The following is a 21,959-nucleotide window of genomic DNA, read 5'->3' on the forward strand; positions in this document are numbered from 1 at the left end:
GCCGGAGGCTACCGCCGTCCGGTGATCAGGCCCGGTAGCCGCGCGCCTGCAGCTCGTAGAGGTGGGCGTAGTGCCCACCCGACGCGATCAGGTCGGCGTGGCTGCCGTACTCGATCAGCCGGCCGTGATCGAGAACGGCGATCACGTCCGCCGACGCGACAGTGGAGAACCGGTGGGTGACCAGGATGGTGATCGTTCCGGTGCTCCGGCCGGCCCGGGCCGCGGCGGCGTAGCGGTCGAACAGCTGGTGCTCGGTGATCGCGTCCAGGGCCGCGGTCGGCTCGTCCAGGACCCGGACCAGCGGGTCGGGACGCATCAGCCCGCGGGCGATCGCGATCCGCTGCCACTGGCCGCCGGAGAGGTCGACACCGCCCGGCCAGGCCGCGCCGAGGTGGGTGGCGGGACCCTGGGGCAAGCCGTCCACCACCTCCTCGGCGGCGCCGGCGACCAACGCTGCCCGTACCGCCTCGTGATCATCGCGACGCGGCAGATCACCGATCCCGACCGCCTCCGACAGAATCAGCTCGAACCGGACATGATCTTGGAACGCGCCGCCGATCCGGCTCCGCCAGGTCGCCAGATCGAGCTCGGCCACGGCGACCCCGCCGACCATGATCGTTCCCGACGACGGGGTACGGAGGCCGGTGATCAACTCGACCAGGGTGGACTTGCCGGCGCCGTTCTCGCCGACCACCGCGAGCACCGTGCCGGGAGCAAGATCGAGATCGACGCCGGTCAAGGCCACCCGGTCCGAGCCCGGATAGCGATAGCCGACACCGCTCAGGACGAGGCGCCCGGGACGGGCCGGTGGCTCCGCCGAGCCGGGATGCTCGGCAGCGATCTCGTCGGCCGCGTCGAGCAGCCAGAGATAGCGGCCCGCGGTACGGCTCATGTCGGCGACCTGGCTGATCACCGACCGCAGGTCGCCGCTGACGTTCTGCAGCCGGGTGACCAGGAGCAGGGCCAGAGTGAGGTCGCCGAGGGAGCCCCGGCCGGCCAGCGCCTCCTGGACCAGGACCCCGAGCACCCCGGCCGCGACACCGAAGAAGATCACCTGGACGGCCGCCGTGAGCCCGGACTCGCGCCGCGCCAGCGCCACCATCGGCCGCCGCCAGGCCCGGCTCGCCACGCGGAGCCGGGTCCGCAGTCCATCGGCCAGCCGGAACACCCGGACCTCGCCGAGGTGTTCCGGATCGAGGCCCAGCCGGAGCATGGCCCGAGCCAGCCGGCCCGGCTCGGCGCTCGCGTCCTCGGCCCGGCCCCGCCACCGGGCGACGATCGGACCGGCCAGCACGGTGGGAATCCCGGCCAGCGCCACCAGCAGCATCCGCGGGTCCGCCGTGGTGGCCAGAGCCAGGACGCCGATCACCCCGACCACGGAGCTCAGTTGGTTGAGCATGGTGTTGACCGCCAGGCCGATGGCGCCCGCCCGCTCCCGCAGCAGCTGAAGTTGATCAAGATAGCGGGGATCGTCCAGGTGATCGACAGTCGGAATGGTCGCGGTGATCCGGGAGATCTCGGCCGCGAAGGTGGCCCCGACCCGTTCCATCTGGTTCATCCGGGAACTCATCCCGATCATGAACAGCACCCGCGAGGTCGCGATCTGGGCGACGAAGACGGCCGCGGCGATGATCATCCGCTGCTGGTCGCCGGCTGCCGCGCCGGCGACGAACAGGGCGAGCGACCACGGCTGCAGCAGGGCGACCAGCACGCCGACGGGCTCGGCGAGACAGCCGAGGGACGCGACCGGTGCGACCCGGATCGAGGTCGAGACGAGGAGCCGGAGGGCGCGGACGAGGGACCTCATCACAGTTCACCCCGGAACCGTGCCGCCTGCAGCTCGAACATCCGCGCATAGCTGCCGCCGGACCGGATCAGGTCCTCGTGGCTGCCGGATTCGATCACCCGGGCTCCCGTTGCGCCGGGTGGGGTGCCGAGGACGACGATCCGGTCGGCATGGCGTACCGAGGACAACCGGTGAGTGATCAACACAGTGGTGCTCCGGCCCCGATGATCGAGTACGGACTCGAACAGCGCCGCCTCGGCCCGGACGTCGAGAGCCGCGGTCGGCTCGTCCAGCGCGAGCAGCCCGGCTCCGGACTCGATCGCGGTGAGCGCCCGGGCCAGGGCGATCCGCTGCCACTGCCCGCCGGACAGATTCGTACCGCCGGCGAACTCGGCCGACAGGACCGTCTCGGGCCCGCGGGGGAGTTCGGTGAGGACCGCGTCCGCTCCCGCGCGCTCGGCGGCCCTGGCCCAGCTGGTGCCGGGCTGCCAGCGATTCCCGGCGGTCAGGTTGTCGGCCGCGCTGAGGGGCAGCCGGAGGAACTGCTGGAAGATCGGCGCGATCCTGGACCGGGCCCGTGGCTCGGTCGCCGGGTCGAGGTCGTCGATCCGGATCGAGCCCGTGTCGGGTGCCCACAGGCCGCAGAGCAGCCCGAGCAGGGTGGACTTGCCGGCGCCGTTCGGGCCGACGATCGCGACGCACTCGCCGGGCTCGATGATCAACTCCAGGTTCTCGAGCACCAGGGAATCCGTTCCCGGGTAGGCGAACCCGACGGCACGGAACTCGATCCGGGCCGGGCCGGGTCGGCCGGCGCCGACCTGATCCGGCTCGTCCGGGGCCGGCTGCGGGAAGGGCAGCCCCAGCGACGTGCGGAAGTCGATCAGCCGGGACAGTTCGGTGGACGTACGCTCCAGCGAGGACTCGTCGTCGTCCTGGCGGCCGAACACACTCATCGCCAGCAGCGCCTGGACCAGGGTGGCCAACGACGCCACCCCGACCGCGCCGGCGCCGACGTCCATGATCAACAGGACGAACGCACCGGCATGCAGCAACAGCAGCAGGATCAGCGAGCCGAGCGTGCCGCGCACGGTCCGGCGCCGGTTCGCCGCGACGCCGATCATGATCTGGTCCCGCAAGGCCACGAACGCGTCGACGAACCAGTCGGCCAGCCCGAACAGCCGTACCTCCTTCGCCGATGATCTTTCGACGACCACGCGCTGCAGGTAGGACGCCCGGTGCCGCAACGGGATCGCACCGGCGTCGTCCAGCAGCACGGCCCGCCACCGCGCGGTGGTGCGGGACAAGATCAGCCAGCCGACCAGCAGGATCAGGGCGACCCACCAACGCCAGCCGGCCACGATCACCAGGGCACCGATGCCGGAGAGCCGCGCCGCGACCACGCCCCAGAGCCCGCCGACGCCGCGCAGGAACAACCAGTGCTGCAGTGCTCCCGCGGCCTGGTCCAAGGCCTCGGCACCGGCGGGCGACCGCACTCCGGCCAGCGAGTACGGGCGGGTGGCGGTGTCCAGCAGCAGATCCTGGTACGCGCTCAGGTAGCGGGCCCCGGTGACCTCCTCGACCCCGCCCGAGATCGCGGCCAGCAGCGGACCCGCGACCAGTGCGGCCGCCGTCGCGGTCAGCCAGGTCCAGACCGCCGCCGGTGAGCCGCCCCCGGACACGGCATCGGCGAGCGCACCGATCAGGCGACCGGTGCTGATCATCGCGGCGACGGCCGCCAATGCCTGGAGCGCCGACAGCGCGAAGCAGACCAGCGTATGGGCGGGCGCCGCATGCCACAGGAGACGGACATGGCGCTGCAGCCGGAGCACGGAGTGGGGGAGCCTGAGCATGGCAAGACCCTTCGTTCGTTACGGAACTAGGCGGATCGCTCCGCCCGGGCCTTGTTCAGGCGGGCCCAGAATAACCCGGGCCGGGCGGTGTCGATCAAGGGGTTTTGCGCGCGCTCTGCGAGCCAATCACGGGCGACGCAAGGAATGCACGACGTTTGTGATGCAACTCACATCGGGGGCCTGTCGGTGGGATGCGAGAGGATGGGCGCATGTCGTACCAGATCACCGGGCTCGCCGAAGCCGACGCCGTCCTCGATCAGTCCCCGTTCGCGCTGCTGGCCGGGATGATGCTTGATCAACAACACCCGATGGAGCACGCGTTCCGCGGGCCGTGGAAGGTGCTGGACCGGTTCGGTTCGATCGACCCGGTCGCGATCGCCGAGGCCGATCCGGAGAAGTTCGCCGCCCTCTGTGCGGTGCCGCCGGCGGTGCACCGGTTCCACGGCGCCATGTCGGCCCGGCTGCGCGAGCTGGCCCGGATCGTCGTCGACGAGTACGACGGCGACGCGTCGAAGATCTGGACCGAGGCCAAGGACGGCGCCGACCTGCTGAAGCGGGTCCAGGGGCTGCCCGGGTTCGGCAAGCAGAAGGCGCAGATCTTCGTCGCCCTGCTGGCGAAGCAGGCCGGGGTGCAGCCGAAGGGCTGGAAGAAGGCGGCCGGCGACTACTCCCTGGACGGCTATCGCTCGGTCGCCGACGTCGTGGACCCGGAGTCCCTGCTCAAGGTGCGCAGCTACAAGAAGGAGAAGAAGGCCGCCGCGAAGGCGGCGGCCGAGCAGTGATCGTCACGCGGTCAGCGACAACCGGCCGGGGCTGACCGGACCCGAGGCGACGTCCGCCCACAGCTCGGTGAGCCGGTCGACGGCGACGGTCAGCGTGTCGATCGGCAACGTGTACGGCAGCCGGAGCATCCGCTCGCCGCCGCCGTCCGGGAAGAACTGGCCGCCCGGGGTGAGTTGCAGGCCGTAGCGGTCGGCGTTGCCGGCCAGTCGGGACGAGACCTCCCGCGGCAGGGTGATCCACAGCGACAGTCCGCCGGCCGGCCGCTCGCAGGTCCAGCCGGGCAGCCGTTCGGCGAGTTCGGAGATCAACCAGTCGCGCTGCTCGGCGAGCCGGTCCCGCTGCAGCTCCAGCAAGGTCGCCGGATCGCGCAGCAGGCCCGCGGTGACGAGCTGCTCCAGCGGTGCGGTGCCGAGGTCGAGCGCGACCCGGCTCTGCACCAGCGGCCTGATCAGCGAGCGCGGTGCCCGGATCCAGCCGACGCGCAGCCCACCCCAGAACGCCTTGCTGGCCGAGCCGACGGTGATCGCGTCCGCGGCGCCGGCGGCCATCGGCGGCGGCATCGCGGCCGGGTCGTCGAGCGCCAGTTCGACCATCGTCTCGTCGATGATCATGGTCACCCGCTGGGTCCGGAACACCTCCCGGAGCGCGGCCCGGGCCGGCTCGGGCATCAGCCGGGCGGTCGGGTTGTGGAACTCGGGCACCAGGTACGCCAGCCGGGGCGAGGTCTGCCGGACCAGCAGCTCGGTCGCCTCCGGGTCCCAGCCGTCCGCGCCGAGCGGCTGGGCCACCAGCCTGGCGCCGTGCTGGCGGAAGGCGTCCATCGCGTTCGGGTACGTGGGAGCGTCGACCAGCACCCGGTCGCCGCGCGAGAGCAGGCAGCGGGCCAGCACGGCCAGGGCCGACAGCGCGCCCGACGTGACCAGGATCTGGTCCGGATCGGTCGGCAGTCCGCGCTGGGCGAACCGGTCCGCGATCGCCTCCCGAAGAGCAGTCACACCCTGCGGCTCGTACCCGGTGCTGCCGAGCAGGCCGGGCAGTTGCTCGGTGGTCCGCTCATACGCGAGCAGCAGGCCCGGGGTGGCCTGCGGTGCCGCCCGGTTGAACTCGATCAGGCCGTCGGTGGGGCCCTCGGTGCCGAGGAGTCCGGCGGAATGGGCGGTCCCGGCGATGGCGTAGTTGCCGGAGCCGCGGCGGGCCTCGGCATAGCCCCGGTCGCGCAGTTCGGCGTACCCGGCGGCGACGGTGGACCGGCTCAGGCCGAGTTCGGTGGCCAGGTCGCGTTCGCTGGGCAGTCGGGAACCGTGGCCGATCCGGCCGTCGACGATCAACAGTCGGAGCCGTTCGGCGAGGTCCTGGTAGGCCGGTGACGCCCACCCGGTGTCGCCGAGCAGTCGGGCCACTCGGGAGGCCGAGATCCATCGGGTTGCCATAGAGCGAGCCTAAGCGGCCTGGTCAAGGTCCCACAATCGTGCCACTTGTTGTCGATTGGCCCTGTGCTCGCCGACCAATCACGATCAGACTTCGAGGCGTGTCTGCTACGTCTCCCGTCACCGCCCTCGGTCCGTTGCAGCAACTCCGGGCCGGCAAGCTCGGCCGGCGACTGCCGCAGCTCTACGTCGGCCTGGTGCTCTACGGCATCTCGCTGGCGATGATGCTGCGCGGCGATCTCGGCCTGCCGCCGTGGGACGTGCTGGCCCAGGGTCTGTCCCGCTGGATCCCGGTCAGTTTCGGCACCGTCACCATCCTCGTCGGCGCCCTGGTGCTGCTGCTCTGGCTGCCGCTGCGCCAGCGGCCCGGGCTCGGCACCCTGTCCAACGTGATCGTGGTCGGACTCGCGGTCGACCTGGGGCTGTGGCTGATCCCGGCGCAGACCGACTGGCCGATCCGGATCGCGCTGCTGGTCGGCGGAATCGTGCTCAACGGCGTGGCCGGGGCGACCTACATCGGCAGCCAGTTCGGCCCGGGCCCGCGGGACGGGCTGATGACCGGCCTGGCCGCACGGACCGGCCGTAGCCTGCGACTGATCCGGACCGGGATCGAGGTCGTCGTGTTGATCATCGGCTTCGTGCTCGGCGGGACGGTCGGGGTGGGTACGGTCGCGTACGCCCTGGCGATCGGTCCGCTGGTGCAGTTCTTCCTGCGCGGGCTCGCGGTCCGCCTGGAACCGTCATGATCACCACCGTCGCCTTCGTGATCTTGGTCGTGATCATCGCGGGCTGGCTGGAGTTCACCCACCGGAGGGTCGGCCGGGGCGGCTGGAGACCCAACGACTGGGCTGACAGACTGGTGTCTTGTGATCGAGACTCCCGACAATGTTGCCGCGATCGCCCGCTGGGCGGTCCTGCCGGACGAACTGATCCGTAATCACGAGAACGACGGCGACTTCGCCAAGCGCAATCTGATCAACCCGCACCTGCTGGCCGAACTGGGCGACCTGTCCGGCGTCTCGGTGCTCGACGCCGGGGCCGGCGACGGCTACCTGAGCCGGATCCTGGCCGGGGCAGGAGCGAAGGTGACCGCAGTGGAGCCGGCCCAGGCCCTGGTGGACCGGATCCGGGAACGGGAGCGGACCGCGCCGCTCGGCCTGACCATCCACCAGACCGGGCTGCTGGAGTACGAACCGGAGCAGGCCTTCGACGTCGTGGTCTGCAGCATGGTGCTGATGGCGATCCCGGACTGGCGGCCGGCGCTGGAGACCTGTGTCCGGTCCCTGCGCCCGGGCGGACGGCTGGTGATCAACTTGGTCCATCCCGCGTTCGAGAACCTGTGGACCACCTGGCGGGAGAACGGCGGCTCCTACCGGGTGGACCGCTACCTGAGCGAGTACGAACTGCCCGGGCCGTACGCCTCCGACTTCCATCGGCCGCTGTCCGCGTACCTGAACGCGATCATGGAGTCCGGATGCCTGCTGCGCAAGGTGATCGAGCCGGGTCTCGACCCGAAGGTCGCCGCCGAATCCGGCACCGAGGGCATCGAGGCCTACGTCGACCTGCCGAACTTCGTGATCATCTTCGCGGAGCGTGCCGCATGACCACAACGCTCCCTGAGCCTGTCGAAGGGCAAGGCCCGATGGATCGCTCCTTCGCGCCGCTTCCGCTCGGTGCGATCAAGCCGAGTGGCTGGCTCCTTGATCAACTCCGACTGCAGGCGGACGGGCTGACCGGTCACCTGGACGAGCACTGGGCCGACGTCGGCCCGGACAACGCCTGGCTCGGCGGTGACGGCGACGGCTGGGAGCGCGGTCCGTACTACCTCGACGGGCTCCTTCCGCTGGCGTACCTGCTGGACGACGAACGGCTGATCGGCAAGGCCAACCGCTGGGTCGAGGCGACGCTGGCCAGCCAGCGGCCGGACGGCAGCTTCGGCCCGTACGGCAGGGAGACCAGCAGCGGCCGGGACCAGAGCCACGACTGGTGGCAGTTCATGATCATGCTGAAGGTGCTCACCCAGCACGCCGAGGCGACCGGCGATCCGCGCGTGGTGCCGTTCCTGCAGCGCTACTCCGAGCATCTGGAACGCGAACTGCCCGGCCGACCGCTGCAGTCCTGGGCCCGGGCCCGAGGAGCCGACCTGGTCCTGAGCATCCTGTGGCTGCACCGGCAGGCGCCCGACGAGCGGTGGCCACGGCTGGCCGAATTGATCATGGAGCAGACGCTGGACTGGACGGCGACGCTGTCCGACTTCCCGTTCCGGCGCAAGGTGACCGTCTGGGATCCGCGGTCGCACGGCGTCAACGTGGCGATGGGCCTGCGCGCTCCGGCGATCCGCAGCCTGATCACCGGCGACGGGTCCGAGCTGGCCGCGGTGCGGGCTGGGCTGGCGGCGCTGAGCACGTACCACGGGCAGGCGCACGGCCTGTTCTCCGGCGACGAGTGGCTGAGCGGCACCCACCCGAGCCAGGGCCTCGAGCTGTGCGCGGTGGTCGAGTACCTGTTCAGCATGGAGCAGCTGCTGTCGATCTTCGGCGAGGGGGAGTTCGGCGACCTGCTGGAGCTGGCCGCGTTCAACGCGCTGCCGGCCACGATCTCGGCCGACTGGACGTCGCACCAGTACGACCAGCAGGCGAACCAGATCTCCTGCACCGTCGCCGACCGCCCGTGGAGCAACGGCCCGGACGCCAACCTGTTCGGGCTGGAACCGCACTTCGGTTGCTGCACGGCGAACCTGCACCAGGGCTGGCCGAAGCTGGTCTCGCACCTGTGGCTCGGTGATCAAACTGGTGGTCTGGTGGCCGTCGGCTACGCACCGTGCCGGGTCGAGACCGTGGTCGCCGACGACGCGCGGCTCGGGCTCGAGGTGACGGGGGAGTACCCGTTCCGGGAGACCGTCGGCATCGCTCTGCGGCTGGACCGGCCGACCCGGTTCGCGCTGCGGCTGCGGATCCCCGGCTGGTGCGCGGCACCGGCGTTGTCGATCAACGGGGAGCCGGTCGCACTGGACCGGCGCGAGCACGGATTCGCCGTGCTGGAACGGGAATGGCAGGACGGCGACCGACTGGAGCTGACCCTGCCGATGGAGGTCCGGCTGGTGCGCCACCAGGAGCCGTCCGTCTCCGTACGTCGCGGTCCGCTCGTCTATGCGCTGCCGATCGCCGAGGACTGGCGCCCGCTGCGGACCCGGAAGCTCTTCAGCGACTGGGAGATCCTGCCGGCCGCGCAATGGCAGTACGGGATCGACGCGGACGCCGGCTTCCAGGTCGAACTCGCCGACGTACCCCGCCAGCCGTTCCAGGCGGCGGACGCCCCGGTCCGGCTGCGCACCCGCGGCCGGCTGATCCGCAACTGGGGCATGAAGCACAACAGCGCCGCCGCCCCGCCCCTGGTCTGCGACACCGACGACCAGGAGTCCGTACCCCTGCACCTCGTCCCGTACGGCTCCGCCCGCCTCCGCCTCACCGAACTTCCACTCCTCCCCTGACCCCCTCCTTCCCTCCCTCCCCAACCCCGCCGACTGGGCACAAAAGCAGGCGTTTTGGCGGCGTGTCGCTGCTGAACTGCCCTGTCGATGTTGGGGGAGGGCAGTGGTGGAGCCTGCCGGATGATCGGACGCGGGTGGGCCTGCGGTGTGGTCGGGTGCAGTGGGCCTGCCGGGTGGCCGGGCTTCGCGGGCCCGCGCGTGATCGGACGCGGGTGGGCATGCCGGTGATCAGGCGCCGTGGGCCTGCCGGATGCCCGGGCGCCGCGGAGCCCGCCGGATGGGTCGAGCGCTCGCGGAGCCCGCCGGGTGATGAGTGCGAAGCCCGTACGCGCGCTCACTGGGACGCCCTCACCCCTCACGATCGACCGGGCACAAGTGCAGCGACACGCCGCCAGAACGCCTGCTTTTGTGCCCGGTCGGCGGGGGTTGGGGAGGGGGAGGGTTGGGTTAGAGGAGGCCGGCTAGGCGGTAGAGGACGAGGGAGCCGGCTACGGCGACGTTGAGGCTGAGGCCGGTGCCGATCATGGGGATCTCGACCGCCTCGTCCAGGCGGTCCAGGGCGGCGGGTGGCAGGCCGTCGGTCTCGTGGCCGAGCAGCATCACGGTGCGCTGCCGGGCGGAGGGGAGGTCGCCGAGGCGGATCGACTCCTCGGTCAGTTCGACGCCGATGATCCGGCTGCCTTCGTCACGTTGCCGGTCCAGCCAGGCCGATGGGTCCCGCGGCGTCCAGTGGATGCAGCTGGGCCGGCGCAGAGTGTTGCCCTTGTCCAGCGCTTCGGGAACCCAGGGCAGCCGGGGTACGGCGAGGCAGGCGCCGACGGCGTCGCAGGTGCGCAGCAGGGTGCCGAGGTTGACGCCGTGCTTGGGCCACAGCGGCGCGGCGATCAGGTGGTCCCAGCAGCGGTGCGAGCGGCGACGGCGCTGCGAGCGAAGATCGGTACGGGTGCGGACGCGGATCCGCCGCGCCGTCATGGGTGAGCCGGAAGACCCTTCCGGACAGGGGAATCGTTCATGATCATCGATGCTTCGCGGCGCATCGGGGCCATCGACGGGCCGCGGGATCCGCGGCGGAACCTCCAGGGTAGCAACGGATCAGCGCCCGTAGCGGTCCGGCTTCTGCCAGGGCCAGTCGGTCTCGATCCAGGCGGCCACCGCGTCGGCCAGCGGTACGTCGAGGTCGGCCGAGCCGGCCCGGACCCAGGACTGGACCGAGACGTCGTACTCCTCGCGATCGCTCGGGTAGAGGTAGACGCAGCCGATCACGTCGCCGCTGCCGGGATCGAGGACGGTGAAGGTGAAGCCCTTGCGGGCCGCGAAATCGGCCGCGTGCCGGCGCAGGTCGCGGGCGTTGGCCTCCAACGACATCCCGTCCGGCGGCGGCCAGGAACCGTCCGGATAGCCGGGCGTGGAACGGATGTGCGCGATGCTCGACGTCCACGCAGCATGGTCGGACGCGTTGTGCTGCTCGCCGAGCGGCTCGAGCCGGAACCGTTCCGCCGTCAGCGAGGTCGGCGGGTCGAAATCATCCGGGACGAACGGCCGTGGCTCCATAGCTACGGATCCTAGGACAGGACCGACAGCCAGTGATCATGATTTTGTTCGAGGTAGTCGGCGGCCGGTCCCCAGTGATCGGCGTGCCCCTCCGCATAGAGCCTGGCCCACGGCTGAGTGCCCGTGCGGTGGCCGTCGATCAACAGCCGCTCCATCCCACGGGTGTGATCGATCATGGCGCGCGGCAGTCGTTCCCGGTCCGCGGCGCCCAGCCCGTAGCCGTCGACCAGGGCGGCCAGCCGTTCGCCGTCGACGACCGGGTCGTTGCCCGCGGCGATCACGACGAACCCGTGCGCCGCATAGCCCAGATCCCACAGGCGCGAGCCCGGCCCGGCGCCGTCCCAGTCGATGAAGACCCAGCGATCGCCGTCCTGGACCAGGTTCCATGGAGCAAGATCGTGATGGCAGATCAGTTCCTCGCGGTCCGGCGGGATCGCCACGTCCCAGGCCGCGTCCGCCGGTGCCTCGAAGGACTCGGCCGCGTCGTGCAGGTCCTTGATCATCCGGCCGACCCGGCGCAGGCCGTCCAGGTCGAGCGGCGGATGATCATGAGCGAGCCGCCCGGGTACGTACTCCAGGACCTGGCGGCCCCGCTCATCGAGCCCGTACAGCTCCGGCACCGTGTCCAGCCCGCGGCCGCGCAGGTGGCGCAGCAGCGCCTGCACCGCAGGGGTGGACGGGACGGCCGGCTTGCGTACCGTCGCGCCGACCCGGACCACGCTGTCGGCCACGTTGCCGCCCGCCAGCGGTTCTTCCTCGATGGGGAACTCCACGGCGACCGATCCTAGACTGACCCGGATGTCCACCGTTTCGGCCGCCCGCGGCCTGCTCGCGACCGCCTGGGGTTCGCCGGTCGAGGTCGCCGCGGTGCAGCGGATCGAGCCGTGGAGTGTCGCCCGGCTGACCGTGCGGGGCGGGCCGGTGTCCTCGGTGATCATGAAATGGGTACGGGACGGGACGGCCGACGATCCGGCCGCGCGGGCCCATCCGGACCAGGCGGTCACCGAGGCGATCACCCTCGAGTTCCTCGCCGATCACGGTGTACGGGCTCCGCGGCTGATCGCCTCCGGCCACGGCATCGTGATCATGGAGGACTTCCCGGACCACGTCGCGCTGGACCGGCTGATCTGCCAGCACGGCTTCACGGACGCAGTCCGAGCCGGACTGATCGAAGCGGCCGGACTGTTGGCCGACCGGCACGCCAGGACCGTCGGCAGGGAGACCGATCACCTGACCCGGTTCGCCGGTCGGCTCCTGGTGGATCCGGTCCGCGAGCGGCGCCGCTTCATGGCCGAGGGCTGGCGGCAGTTGCGCCGCCACGCGACCGAACTGGGCTGGCCGCCGGACGACGACGCCGTTGCCGAGGCCGCCGCCTGCTACGCCCGGCTTGATCAGCCCGGCCCGCTGTCGGCCTTGTCCAACGGGGATTCCGCGACCAACAACGTCCTGGTCGGGACGCCCGGCAGCGCGGTGATCATCGACTACGAGTTCGCCGGCTATCGGCACTGCCTGACCGATCTGACCGACTTCTACCTGCCCGGCCCGCGCTGGGTCACGGTGCCCGACGCGGTCGAGTACGGCTTCGAGCACGCCTACCGGTCGGCGCTGGGCGGCGTGATCCCGGAGATCGCGGACGACGACCGGTTCGGCGGTGATCTTGCCGCGGCGGGACTGCAGCACGCGTTCGGCCGGCTCGGCAACCTGCCCCGGATCGACGCCCGGCCGGCCGGCGACCGGAGCCGGCTGGAGCGCCGGAACTCGATCGAGTCGGCGGCGGACCTGGCGGAGTCGCGTGGCGCCTACCCGGCCCTGGCCGCCTGGTGCCGCGGCCTCGGCCGGGTGCTGCGCCGGCGTTGGCCGGACACGGACGTACGCACGGACCGACTGCCGGTCTTCCTGCCGCGGGACTGACCGGATCAGTCGAGCGGCTCGACCGAGAAGATGAACTCGCGCCCGTCGCGGAACGGCTCGATCAGCTCGAAGTTCTCGTACGAGACTCCGCCGGGGATCGGGGATTCGCTGGCCCAGTAGGTGAAGCGGCCGTTCACGCAGACGACGAGGTCCGGGTCCGGGTCGGCCGCGCGCCAGGTCTGGACGGCGCGCCGGCCGTAGTACTTCCAGTGCTCGGCGGTCCCGTCCCGGTAGTTCGCGGCACCATGATCGACTTCGTCCGGCCGGGCCGAGACGACGGCGGCGCCGCCCTCGGCCCGGTTCAGCTCGGGCAGCCCGAACTTCGCGTGCGGCGCGAACCCGGTCCCGTCGAAGCCCGGCCACAACTCGGCCGGAGCGAACGTACGGTCGGCCAGGTCGAGCAGCCGGAGCCTGGGGAAGTTGCCCATCGTCGCGGTCAGCACGCAGGCCTGCAGCGGCACCGAGCCGGGCCGACGATGGGCCGCGATGCCGAACTCGTGCGGCCGGTCGGCGCGGAAGGTGACCCGTACCGCGACGTCGGCGCCGTTGTCGAACCGCTCCGAGACGATCACGACACTGAGCTGTTCGACCCCGTCGACCGTGCTCACCTCTCCCGGCACGGGATGATCACCGAGGCCGATCCCGGCGGCGTCGACGGAGGGCGCGCTCCAGAACCGCTTGCCCCGTTCAGGATCCAGGCTGCTCGGCTCGAGCTCGGAGTAGCCGCGACGGTCGGCACCTTCCGGAATCGGCTCGATCGCGATGAAGTTGATCAACCGATCCCGCGGATGATCGAGATAGGGCGCGTAGATCCGGAGCAGACCGCGCGGGCCGCCCAGCGGCGCGATGCCGAGCTGCAGGCCGTCGGCGAAACCCCACCGCGGTTCGGCCGGAAAGTCGGACGACGGGTGGATCCAGCCGTCGCGCTGCACGGGTTCGTTGATCATGATCGATCAGGCTAATCCCGGTGTCTTCAGTTCGGTGAACGGGGCGACCGCGGCGAGCTCGGTGACGGCCCGCCAGAGCCGGAGGGCGTCGTCGTCGCCGACCTCGGCGGTGATCACCGGGCCGAAGAACGCCCGGTCCACGCCGCTCCCGTTATGGACCCGGACCACCGGCGTGCCCAGTCCCGGACCGACCAACGCGACACCGCGAGCGTGCGAAGCCCTGATTGCCGCGTCGAAGGCGTCGGACTCGCCCGCCCGGACCAGGTCGGCCGGCAGACCGGCGGTGCCGAGGGCCTCGGTGAAGTCGTTCAGCCAGTCGTTCTCGGTGCCGGGCTCGCGCTCCCACAACGCCCGGTAGAAGCGCAGCAGCGCCGCCGGCCCGTGCCCGTCCAGCACCGCCGCACAGATCCGTACCGGCACCCAGAGATAGCCCTCCGGATCGCCCTCGGGGTCATCGTCCCGGTCCTCGTTGAGCACCGAAAGGCTCATCAGCTGCCAGTCGACCGTGATCAACTCGCGTTCGGCCAGCCGGAGCAGCCAGCGGGCCGTCAACCAGGTCAGCGGGCACGACGGATCGAACCAACAGTCGACCCGCCAACCGTCCGTCGCCACCGCGCCAGCCTAGTGTCGTGCGTCCTTTGTTCCTTGACAGGTGGCGGCGTCCAGGTGCGTGCATCGCAAGGCCGACGAGGAAGACATATCGGGTCATATATCGCCTGAGGAGAACGCCGCGAGGTGCGTGCCTGGGCGTCGCCAACTGGCAAGGAACAAAGGGGGCACGACACTAGATCAGTGGATCACCGGATCGCGGCCATGACGTCGCGGCCGGTGTTCTCCAGACCGCTCAGGTATTCCCTGCGGTCGACCGGATTCCCGTCGGTCCGATGCCGTCGCGGGCCGACGCCACGCACCGGCCGGTAACCCTGGAACTCCGTCTCCAGGACGCCCTCGCCGCGGGTCCACCCCGGCAGCCGCTGCTGCAGTTCGTGCACCCGGGCCGCCGGCAGTTCGCCCTCGATGATCACCGACCGCCGGTGCGGCCGCGAACCCAGCGGTACGGCCTCCAGGCGGACGACGGCCGGCAACACAACCTCGACCAGATCGGCCGGAACCTCAAGCCGCATCCGGTGCAACGGCTCGAGAACCTGGCTGCCGGCCCGGCGCAGCGCTGCCATCAGCACCAGCGGGGTGAGGTAGCGGAAGTCGCCGGCGGTGCTCGACATGGCCTTGTTGAACTTCTGGTGCGCATGGCTCTGCCGCGGCGAATAGCCGGTGTGGGTCATGATCACCGCGCAGCCCTGCACCTGCCAGCCGTAGAGCCCCTGCCGCAACGCCACCTGGACGGTCTCCTCGACCGCCTTGAAGAACGCGGGCGGCATCGAACCGAGCTCGGCCTCCAACCGGAACGTGTTGCCCTCGCCGATCAGCGGTTCGACCCGCAGCCCGACCGTGGCCAGGAAGGGATTCGGCGGCACGCCGTTGAACTCGACCGCCGTGCCGATGCCGATCGGACGCTCGACGCAGATGACCGAGGTCTCGGCGAACTCGACGTCGATGCCGTACTCGTCGGCCAACGTCGCCCCGATCACTTCCTTCTGCACCTCGCCGTAGAGCGAGAGAGCCAGCTCCTGGCGGCTGTCGTCGGAGCGCAGATTGATCAACGGGTCCTGCTCGGCCAGCTGCGACAGCGCGCTGAACAGGGCACCGCGCTGCGTCGGGTCGAGCGGAGCGATGATCGTCTCCAGCGTCGGCGGCGCGAACTGGGCCGCCTCGGCCAACGGGTCGGCGGCACCGATCACGTCGCCGATCCTGATCTTGGCCAGGCCGCGGACCCGGCCGATCTGGCCGGCGCCGAGCACGCTGGTCTCGGCGGGCGCGCCGCGCTCGAACAGTTCCAGGCCAGTGATCCGGCCTCGTCCGCCGGAGGCGAGCGGGAGTCGATCACGGACCCGCAGGGCACCGCCGAAGACCCGGACGTACGCGCTCTTCTCACCGTTGGCGCCGCGGTCGATCTTGAACACGCGCGCCGAAGTGGTCGGCGTGCGCAGCCGGCCGGAGGGCAGGAATCGGAGCAGGCCGTCCGTGAGTTCGGCCACGCCGTCGCCGGTGACGGCCGACCCGAAGTAGACCGGGCTGACCCGGCCGGCCCGGATCTGTCGCCGCAGCGCCCGATGCACGGACCCTGCAGACGGAACGGAACCCTGGCCGAGGTAGGCCGCGAGCAGGGCGTCGTCGTGGTCGGCGAGCAGTTCGGTCCGCCGTTCGAGCACCTCCGGCGCGTCGTCCCGGAGGCGTCGCACGGAGGCCCGACGGCTGCCCGGTGATCGGGCCGCGGTGATCGGCAGGACGACGGTCTCCAGCCGCTCGGTCAGGTCGATCAGCAGGTCGTCGGTCCGGGCGCCGCGCCGGTCGATCTTGTTCACGAAGATCACGGTCGGGATGTCCAGCCGCCGCAGCGCGCGGAACAGGACGCGGGTCTGCGCCTGAACCCCTTCCACGGCGGAGACCACGAGGACCGCGCCGTCGAGCACCGCGAGGGCGCGCTCGACCTCGGCGATGAAGTCCGGGTGGCCGGGGGTGTCGATCAGGTTCACCGTCACGTCGCGTACCGGGAAGGACGCGACCGCCGTCTTGATCGTGATGCCGCGCCGTCGTTCCAGCGCGAGGGTGTCGGTCTGGGTGCTGCCGTCGTCGACCCGGCCCAGTTCATCGATCACCCCGGCCGCATAGAGCAGCCGTTCGGTCAGACTGGTCTTACCGGCGTCGACATGCGCCACGATCCCCAGATTGAGTGTGCGAGCCAAGCCTCAAGTCCTTTGAGTGCGTGCTGACAGAGCTGTTGGTCATGACAGCTGCCGGCATGGCTCGGCCCTCCTCGGTGATCGTTCACGGCAGTAGAACACCGACCACCGGGCCGGTACAACTGATTTTTGTCACCGCCGGCTGGTCAGCGCCAGCTGACCCGGAGCCGAGTGGTGACGTCGAACGGGCTACGGCCACGGTGCGTGATCATGATCCCTTCGCCTTCGGGGGTGGCGGCGCGGACCGGGTCGCCCAGGCTGATCCATCGGTTCCAGGCTCGGCCGAAGGTCTCCGCCAGCGCAACCTTCGCGCCCAGGACGGACGGCACTGCGTGGTAGACGACCTGGTCAGTGATCAACGCGTCGTCCAGCCAGGCCCGACCGGCCGCGTGCAGGGAGGAGCGGTCGGTGCCCACCTCGGCCACAACCCGGCGCGGGATCAGATAGCGCGGCTCGGCGATCGGCGACAGCACCTCGTCGAGCGCGGTGGCGAAGATCGCGGACCCTCGTTCGTCCACGTCGTCCAACAGGATCCGGTACGTGCCGTCCGGATCCACCGTGCTGCGCACCGAGGCGGCACCGCTCGGAACCAGCCCGGCCTCGCACAGCGCGTCGGCCACGGCACGCCCCAAGTCGACCGGATCCGGACCGGCGGCCAGCTCCGCGAGCCGTCGGCCGGCGGCCACGGCGGCGTCGCGGCGGGCGAACCACGAGAGCAGGAACCCGACCCCTGCCAGGGAGATCCCGATCAGCAGCCCGATCGCGAGATTGGCCCCGACCACCAGAAACGCGATCACGGCGGCAGCTCCGAGGACGGGGAAGACGACGGCGGGAACCCGGGAACCGTCCGGTGGTCTCGGGCCGGTCGGCCCACGCGGCCCGGGCACCCGGACCGGCGGCTGGACATCTTCCTGCGGCGTCTCGCTGGTGGAGTGGGCCGGGACGAGGTCGGTCCGCGGCCGTGGCCGCCCGGTCAGCCAGACCGCGTGCACCAACTCGTCGGCGCCCTCGTCGCCGACCCGCCACAGCTCCCGGATCGTCGCTCGGTGCTCGGACCGGGCCAGCATCCTGGCGTTGATCATGTTCAGCCGGTCGGCCTCGGGCGGGTGGTACGGCGACAACAGCGGATCGACGTGGCTGACGCCGAGCGTGATGTCGCCGGTCTCGGTGATGCCGAGGTACCCGTCGTGCTTGCGGACGAACCGTTCCCAGTCGCCCAGTCCGCCCGGATGATCATGGCTGACACAGACCACGGTCCACAGATTGGCCACCTTCTCCCGCCAGTCCGGGTCGAGCCGGAGGGCGCGGCCGCGGGTCTGCACCACCGCGGTCGGCGTCGTCGCCGTGGTCAGGTCGATCAGGGTGTTCAGCGTCCGTGCGTCCCAACCCTCGCCGAGGAGGCCGCGGGTGCCCACCAGCAACCGGGTCCGGCCCGTCTCGAGCATCCGGGTCAGCAACGCCACCCAGTCCCGGGATCGCCAGTTCCCGGTGATCAGCGTGATCGGCTCGTCCTCGTCGAGTTCGGGGGTCAGGGTCAGGTCCGGCCGGGCCTCGCTGACGTACTCGATGATCTTGGTGGCGGTGTCCGCCGCGGCGGCGACCGTCGACCCGGTGATCATGATCGGGTGCAGCTCAGCGGTGCGGGGGTCGGTGATCAGCCGCGCCAGCAGTAGCCGCGCCGAGCCGGCCTGGGCCGAGATCACGCCGTGCAGCCGGGCCGGCAGAGTGGCCGTGGCACGTTCGTGATCGGTGACGACCAGGGCTCGCAGCCCGTCGCCGAGATTGGCGGCCTCGGCGGCCAGGATCTCCACCGCCGCGTCGTTCTTGGCCTCGCTGCGGGCGATCACCCGGTCGACCGGCGATCGGCCGCGCCGGATCCCGGATGCCGTGAGCACGTACCCGACACTCGGTAGTGCGGCCCGGATCGCCGCCAGCAGGCGTTCGTCGGCCGGGTCGCCGGACCGCTCGAGCCGGCCGTCGACGTAGTCGTCGAGCAGCAGCACCCAGTCGCGGGCACCGGGCGGCTGGCGGTGCTCCTCCCGCACCACGGCGCCGGTCGGCAGGGCGAGCAGCCCGGCATGGTGGAAGCGCAGGGCTGCGGTCGTGAGCTCGGGCTCGGCGCGTTCCAGCCGGGCCCAGTCGAGGGCTGGTTCCTGGTCCAGCCGGCGGGTGACGAACCGCTGGTCGAGCCACTGCAGCAGGCCGAGTTCGCCGCCGTGATCATGGAGCAGATCCGTCTGTAGTTCGGCGAACCGTTCGGCCTGCCCGGCCAGCCAGTCCCGTTCGCCGGCGGCCGGTGGGGTGAACCAGGCCAGTTCGGTGTACGGCGCCAGGTGGCCGGCCCGGACGACGGCCGGGATCGAGGTCTGGAACAGCGGCGTGCCGAACAGTTCCCGGACCAGCTCCACCTGCTCCGGGCCCAGCGAGGCCGGTGGCGTGCCGGTCAGACCGATCACCGTCGCCTCCGGAAGTTGATCAAGAACCTCGGCCAGCAGTCGGCCCCACACCTCGACCAGATGGTGGCATTCGTCCAAGATCAGCGTGATCGGGCCGACATCCCGCAGCGCTTCGATCAGGGCCAGGCCGTTCGGATGCAGCCGGTCCAGCAACCGTCGGCCGCGGCCGTCCTCGTCCACTTCGGCGTCGGGATCGAAGACCGCCAGGGATTGGTACGTCAGCGCGGTGACCGGGCTGCTCAGGTCGCGGTCCGTCGAACCGGCCACGATCGCGGGCGTGAACCGGCCCCATTCGCGCAGCCACTGACCCTGGATCGCCGTGTTCGGTCCGAACGCGATGATCGGCCGGGCCAGCCGGCGGGCCGCCTCGAGCCCGACTGCGGTCTTTCCGGCACCGGGCGGCAGGACCACCCAGGAGCGCCGCGAGCCGGCGGCGTGCGCCTCCGCCAGCGCGGCCAGGGCCTGCCGTTGATGGGTCCGGAAATCCGTCGGATACCGGGTGTCGTGCCAGCCGATCATCGGGCCCATGATCGCAGGCCAGGTGTCGCGGGCCTGGGCGCAGGAGTCAGAGCAGGCCGGTGATCGCCTGCAGTCCGAGGCTGGTGGCGGCGACCGCGATCCAGAGCAGCGCGCCGAGCAGCAGTGGCTTCGGGCCCGAGCGGCGCAGGTCGGCGAGCCGCAGGGACAGGCCGATTCCGGTCAGCGCGGCCGTGATCAGGAACAGCCCGAGCCCGGCCAGCGTCGGCTGCCAGGACGCCGGGATCAGCCCGAGCGTCTGCAGTCCGGCCGCGATCAGGAAGCCGATCAGGAACGGCGGCACCAGCCGCCACGGCTTCGGGCGGGCGAGCGGCCCCTCAGCAGCCGACCGGCCGCGCGAGTTGATCACGGCGACCACCAGCACCACCGGGATGATCATCAGGCTTCGGGCCAGCTTGACCACCAGGGCCTGCGGGCCGGCCGCCGGGTCGAAGGCGTAGGCGGTGGCGACCACGGACGACGTGTCGTTGACCGCAGTCCCGCTCCACAGGCCGAAGGCGGCCGGATCGAGGTGGAGCAGGTGACCGAGCGGCGGGAAGATCATCACGGCCGCGACGTTGAAGGTGAAGATGGTCCCGATGGCGTACCCGATCGCCCGTTCCCGCGGTTTGATCACGGCCGAGGTGGCCGCGATCGCGGACGCGCCACAGATCGCCGTACCGACGGTGATCAGCAGGGTGGTCTCGGAGTCCAGCCGGAACAGCCGGCCGAGGAGGACGCCGCCCAGCAGCGCGATGATCAAGGTCCCGATCATCACCGGCAACGACTCCCGCCCGACCGTGATCACCTGCCGCAGCGACAGCCCGGTGCCGAGGACGACGATCGCCGCCTGGAGCAGGAAGCGCCCGGCGAGGCCGTACCCGGGAGTCAGCGTGGCCGACCTGAACCGCGGTACGGCAGCGGCGGCGAGCGCTCCGATCACGAGACCGAAGACCGGCGCCCCGACCAGCGGGACCAGCCGGCCCAACAGCGTCGCCAGGGCCGAACCGGCGCCGACCACCGCAAGTCCGGGAAGCACGGCCCGTGCTCGGGTCAGGAATCCGTTCGTCATCCCGGCCGACTGTTCGGGGAAATGTGCGTACATTTCACACCAGTAGGGTAACCGCCGAGCGAGGGGAGGGCGAAGTGGCGTCGAATCGTCTGGATCGGACGGCCGGGACACCCCTGTGGCGACAGCTGCAGGACGACCTCACCACGCGGATCGAGGCCGAGGAGTTCGGTGCCGGCTTCCCCGGCGAGCACGCGCTGGCGGAGGAGTACGGCGTCAGTCGGCACACGGTCCGGCAGGCGCTGCGACAGCTGCGCGGCGACGGCCGGGTGGTCGCCGAACGCGGCCGGCAGCCGCGAGTCACGCCGCCGACCGAGATCAACCAGCCGCTGGGCACGCTCTACAGCCTGTTCGCCGCGGTCCGGGCGGCCGGGCTGACGCAGCGCAGCGTCGTGCGCTGCCTCGACCGCCGAGCGGACGGCGTCGTGGCCGAACGGCTCGGGCTCGAGGCGTCGACGCCGCTGGTCTACCTGGAACGGGTCCGAATGGCCGACGGCGAACCGCTCGCGCTGGACCGGGCCTGGCTGCCGGCCGACTTCGCGGGGCCGCTGCTGGTCGCCGACTTCTCCGAGACCAGCCTGTACGGCGAGCTCGCCGCCCGAGTCGGGGTCCGGCCGGACCGCGGCCGGGAGGAGTTGCATGCCGTCGTCCCCACGGCGGCCGAACGCACCCTGTTGCGCTGCCCGCCCGGCACCGCGGTCTTCTCGATCCACCGGCTGGGCCGGGTGCGCGGCCGCGCGGTCGAGTGGCGGCACACCGTCGTCCGCGGCGACCGGTTCGGGCTCACCGCGGAGTTCGGCGGTGTCGCCCCGGTGCTCGGCGACGCCGCACTCCTACACTCATGATCATGAGTTTCAGCGTTCGGGCGATGACGCCGGAGGACGCCGGGCCGGTGCTGGCGATCTACCAGCTCGGCATCGACGAGGGCAACGCCACCTTCGAGACAACGGCGCCGACCTGGACCGAGTTCACCACGTCCAGGCTGCCGGGGTTCAGCCAGGTCGCGGTCGACCCGGACGGCAGTGTGCTCGGCTGGATCGCGGCGACCGCGGTGTCCAGCCGAGCCTGCTATGCGGGAGTGATCGAGCACTCCGTGTACGTACACCCGGACGGCCGGGGCCGCGGCGTCGGCCGGCGACTCCTGAACCGGCTGATCGAGCTGGCCGACGCGGCGGGCGTGTGGACGATCCAGTCGTCGATCTTCCCGGAGAACCAGGCCAGTCTCGCTCTGCACCAGGCGGTCGGCTTCCGGGTCGTCGGGACCCGGATCAAGATCGCCCAGCAGCACGGCCGTTGGCGCGACACCGTGTTGATCGAACGGCGCAGCCCCGGCGAGGGCGAGGACGATCCCGGCGTCCTGTGATCATGGACT

Annotated in this window: 18 protein-coding genes; 7 read left to right on the forward strand and 11 right to left on the reverse strand. The window is 71.2% G+C overall.

Annotated elements, in window-relative coordinates:
• Window positions 1-25: 25 nt before the first annotated feature.
• Window positions 26-1,807, reverse strand: a complete 1,782-nt coding sequence (locus ACFQU4_RS16980) for an ABC transporter ATP-binding protein (protein WP_377493933.1) — start codon at window positions 1,805-1,807, stop codon at window positions 26-28.
• Window positions 1,807-3,636: an ATP-binding cassette domain-containing protein gene (locus ACFQU4_RS16985; protein ID WP_377493935.1), complete on the reverse strand. Its 1,830-nt coding sequence runs from the start codon at window positions 3,634-3,636 to the stop codon at window positions 1,807-1,809. The genes ACFQU4_RS16980 and ACFQU4_RS16985 overlap by 1 nt, the downstream gene beginning before the upstream one ends.
• 209 nt (window positions 3,637-3,845) lie before the next feature.
• Between ACFQU4_RS16985 and ACFQU4_RS16990 the strand changes: the two genes are divergently transcribed.
• On the forward strand, window positions 3,846-4,418 hold the full coding sequence (locus ACFQU4_RS16990; RefSeq protein WP_377493937.1) for an HhH-GPD-type base excision DNA repair protein: 573 nt from the start codon (window positions 3,846-3,848) through the stop codon (window positions 4,416-4,418).
• 3 nt (window positions 4,419-4,421) lie between these two features.
• Here ACFQU4_RS16990 and ACFQU4_RS16995 read toward each other — a convergent pair whose 3' ends face one another.
• The gene (locus tag ACFQU4_RS16995; protein WP_377493939.1) at window positions 4,422-5,849 is read right to left on the reverse strand and encodes a PLP-dependent aminotransferase family protein; all 1,428 of its coding nucleotides are present in this window, start codon (window positions 5,847-5,849) and stop codon (window positions 4,422-4,424) included.
• 98 nt (window positions 5,850-5,947) lie between these two features.
• On the opposite strand from ACFQU4_RS16995, the gene ACFQU4_RS17000 reads away from it, so the two are divergent.
• The 3 genes from ACFQU4_RS17000 (at window position 5,948) to ACFQU4_RS17010 (ending at window position 9,336) form a co-directional block, all read left to right on the forward strand.
• The gene (locus tag ACFQU4_RS17000; protein WP_377493941.1) at window positions 5,948-6,592 is read left to right on the forward strand and encodes a YitT family protein; all 645 of its coding nucleotides are present in this window, start codon (window positions 5,948-5,950) and stop codon (window positions 6,590-6,592) included.
• Window positions 6,593-6,712: 120 nt separating this feature from the next.
• Window positions 6,713-7,450: a class I SAM-dependent methyltransferase gene (locus ACFQU4_RS17005; RefSeq protein ID WP_377493943.1), complete on the forward strand. Its 738-nt coding sequence runs from the start codon at window positions 6,713-6,715 to the stop codon at window positions 7,448-7,450.
• A gap of 38 nt (window positions 7,451-7,488) precedes the next feature.
• A complete protein-coding gene (locus tag ACFQU4_RS17010) occupies window positions 7,489-9,336 on the forward strand; it encodes a beta-L-arabinofuranosidase domain-containing protein (RefSeq protein ID WP_377493945.1) in 1,848 nt (615 codons plus the stop codon).
• 447 nt (window positions 9,337-9,783) lie between these two features.
• Here the strand turns inward: ACFQU4_RS17010 and ACFQU4_RS17015 are convergent, their stop codons facing one another.
• The 3 genes from ACFQU4_RS17015 to ACFQU4_RS17025 all read right to left on the reverse strand — a co-directional run bounded on the left by ACFQU4_RS17015 (window position 9,784) and on the right by ACFQU4_RS17025 (window position 11,660).
• Window positions 9,784-10,308 carry a TrmH family RNA methyltransferase gene (locus ACFQU4_RS17015; protein WP_377493947.1) on the reverse strand — a complete coding sequence of 175 codons (525 nt, stop codon included), beginning with the start codon at window positions 10,306-10,308 and terminating at the stop codon, window positions 9,784-9,786.
• Window positions 10,309-10,428: 120 nt separating this feature from the next.
• A complete protein-coding gene (locus ACFQU4_RS17020) occupies window positions 10,429-10,887 on the reverse strand; it encodes a GNAT family N-acetyltransferase (RefSeq protein WP_377493949.1) in 459 nt (152 codons plus the stop codon).
• Window positions 10,888-10,898: 11 nt separating this feature from the next.
• Window positions 10,899-11,660: a phosphotransferase gene (locus ACFQU4_RS17025; RefSeq protein WP_377493951.1), complete on the reverse strand. Its 762-nt coding sequence runs from the start codon at window positions 11,658-11,660 to the stop codon at window positions 10,899-10,901.
• Window positions 11,661-11,685: 25 nt separating this feature from the next.
• Here ACFQU4_RS17025 and ACFQU4_RS17030 point away from each other — a divergent pair, with 25 nt between their 5' ends.
• Window positions 11,686-12,798: a hypothetical protein gene (locus ACFQU4_RS17030; protein ID WP_377493953.1), complete on the forward strand. Its 1,113-nt coding sequence runs from the start codon at window positions 11,686-11,688 to the stop codon at window positions 12,796-12,798.
• 5 nt (window positions 12,799-12,803) lie between these two features.
• Here the strand turns inward: ACFQU4_RS17030 and ACFQU4_RS17035 are convergent, their stop codons facing one another.
• The 5 genes from ACFQU4_RS17035 to ACFQU4_RS17055 form a co-directional block, all read right to left on the reverse strand.
• Window positions 12,804-13,745: a hypothetical protein gene (locus tag ACFQU4_RS17035; protein WP_377493955.1), complete on the reverse strand. Its 942-nt coding sequence runs from the start codon at window positions 13,743-13,745 to the stop codon at window positions 12,804-12,806.
• 6 nt (window positions 13,746-13,751) lie between these two features.
• Complete coding sequence (locus ACFQU4_RS17040) at window positions 13,752-14,357, reverse strand: disulfide bond formation protein DsbA (protein ID WP_377493957.1); 606 nt, start codon at window positions 14,355-14,357, stop codon at window positions 13,752-13,754.
• Window positions 14,358-14,542: 185 nt separating this feature from the next.
• Window positions 14,543-16,549 (reverse strand): GTP-binding protein, encoded by a 2,007-nt coding sequence (locus tag ACFQU4_RS17045; RefSeq protein WP_377493959.1) that lies wholly within the window; start codon window positions 16,547-16,549, stop codon window positions 14,543-14,545.
• A gap of 143 nt (window positions 16,550-16,692) precedes the next feature.
• A complete protein-coding gene (locus ACFQU4_RS17050; protein WP_377493961.1) occupies window positions 16,693-19,521 on the reverse strand; it encodes a DEAD/DEAH box helicase family protein in 2,829 nt (942 codons plus the stop codon).
• 46 nt (window positions 19,522-19,567) lie between these two features.
• Window positions 19,568-20,590 (reverse strand): YeiH family protein, encoded by a 1,023-nt coding sequence (locus ACFQU4_RS17055; RefSeq protein ID WP_377493963.1) that lies wholly within the window; start codon window positions 20,588-20,590, stop codon window positions 19,568-19,570.
• Between the two features lie 74 nt (window positions 20,591-20,664).
• Between ACFQU4_RS17055 and ACFQU4_RS17060 the strand changes: the two genes are divergently transcribed.
• Window positions 20,665-21,432: a GntR family transcriptional regulator gene (locus ACFQU4_RS17060; RefSeq protein ID WP_377493965.1), complete on the forward strand. Its 768-nt coding sequence runs from the start codon at window positions 20,665-20,667 to the stop codon at window positions 21,430-21,432.
• 2 nt (window positions 21,433-21,434) lie between these two features.
• Window positions 21,435-21,950, forward strand: a complete 516-nt coding sequence (locus tag ACFQU4_RS17065) for a GNAT family N-acetyltransferase (protein ID WP_377493967.1) — start codon at window positions 21,435-21,437, stop codon at window positions 21,948-21,950.
• Window positions 21,951-21,959 lie beyond the last annotated feature (9 nt).

Origin of the sequence: Microlunatus sp. GCM10028923 (assembly GCF_042666975.1) — a bacterium.
GTDB lineage: Bacteria > Actinomycetota > Actinomycetes > Propionibacteriales > Propionibacteriaceae > Microlunatus.

What these genes read in the sequence shown, in the direction of transcription:
- ACFQU4_RS16980 (WP_377493933.1), bottom strand. Translation starts at nt 1,807, where the DNA reads ATGAGGTCCCTCGTCCGCGCCCTCCGGCTCCTCGTCTCGACCTCGATC.
- ACFQU4_RS16985 (WP_377493935.1), bottom strand. Translation starts at nt 3,636, where the DNA reads ATGCTCAGGCTCCCCCACTCCGTGCTCCGGCTGCAGCGCCATGTCCGT.
- ACFQU4_RS16990 (WP_377493937.1), top strand. Translation starts at nt 3,846, where the DNA reads ATGTCGTACCAGATCACCGGGCTCGCCGAAGCCGACGCCGTCCTCGAT.
- ACFQU4_RS16995 (WP_377493939.1), bottom strand. Translation starts at nt 5,849, where the DNA reads ATGGCAACCCGATGGATCTCGGCCTCCCGAGTGGCCCGACTGCTCGGC.
- ACFQU4_RS17010 (WP_377493945.1), top strand. Translation starts at nt 7,489, where the DNA reads ATGGATCGCTCCTTCGCGCCGCTTCCGCTCGGTGCGATCAAGCCGAGT.
- ACFQU4_RS17015 (WP_377493947.1), bottom strand. Translation starts at nt 10,308, where the DNA reads ATGACGGCGCGGCGGATCCGCGTCCGCACCCGTACCGATCTTCGCTCG.
- ACFQU4_RS17020 (WP_377493949.1), bottom strand. Translation starts at nt 10,887, where the DNA reads ATGGAGCCACGGCCGTTCGTCCCGGATGATTTCGACCCGCCGACCTCG.
- ACFQU4_RS17030 (WP_377493953.1), top strand. Translation starts at nt 11,686, where the DNA reads ATGTCCACCGTTTCGGCCGCCCGCGGCCTGCTCGCGACCGCCTGGGGT.
- ACFQU4_RS17035 (WP_377493955.1), bottom strand. Translation starts at nt 13,745, where the DNA reads ATGATCAACGAACCCGTGCAGCGCGACGGCTGGATCCACCCGTCGTCC.
- ACFQU4_RS17050 (WP_377493961.1), bottom strand. Translation starts at nt 19,521, where the DNA reads ATGATCGGCTGGCACGACACCCGGTATCCGACGGATTTCCGGACCCAT.
- ACFQU4_RS17055 (WP_377493963.1), bottom strand. Translation starts at nt 20,590, where the DNA reads ATGACGAACGGATTCCTGACCCGAGCACGGGCCGTGCTTCCCGGACTT.
- ACFQU4_RS17065 (WP_377493967.1), top strand. Translation starts at nt 21,435, where the DNA reads ATGAGTTTCAGCGTTCGGGCGATGACGCCGGAGGACGCCGGGCCGGTG.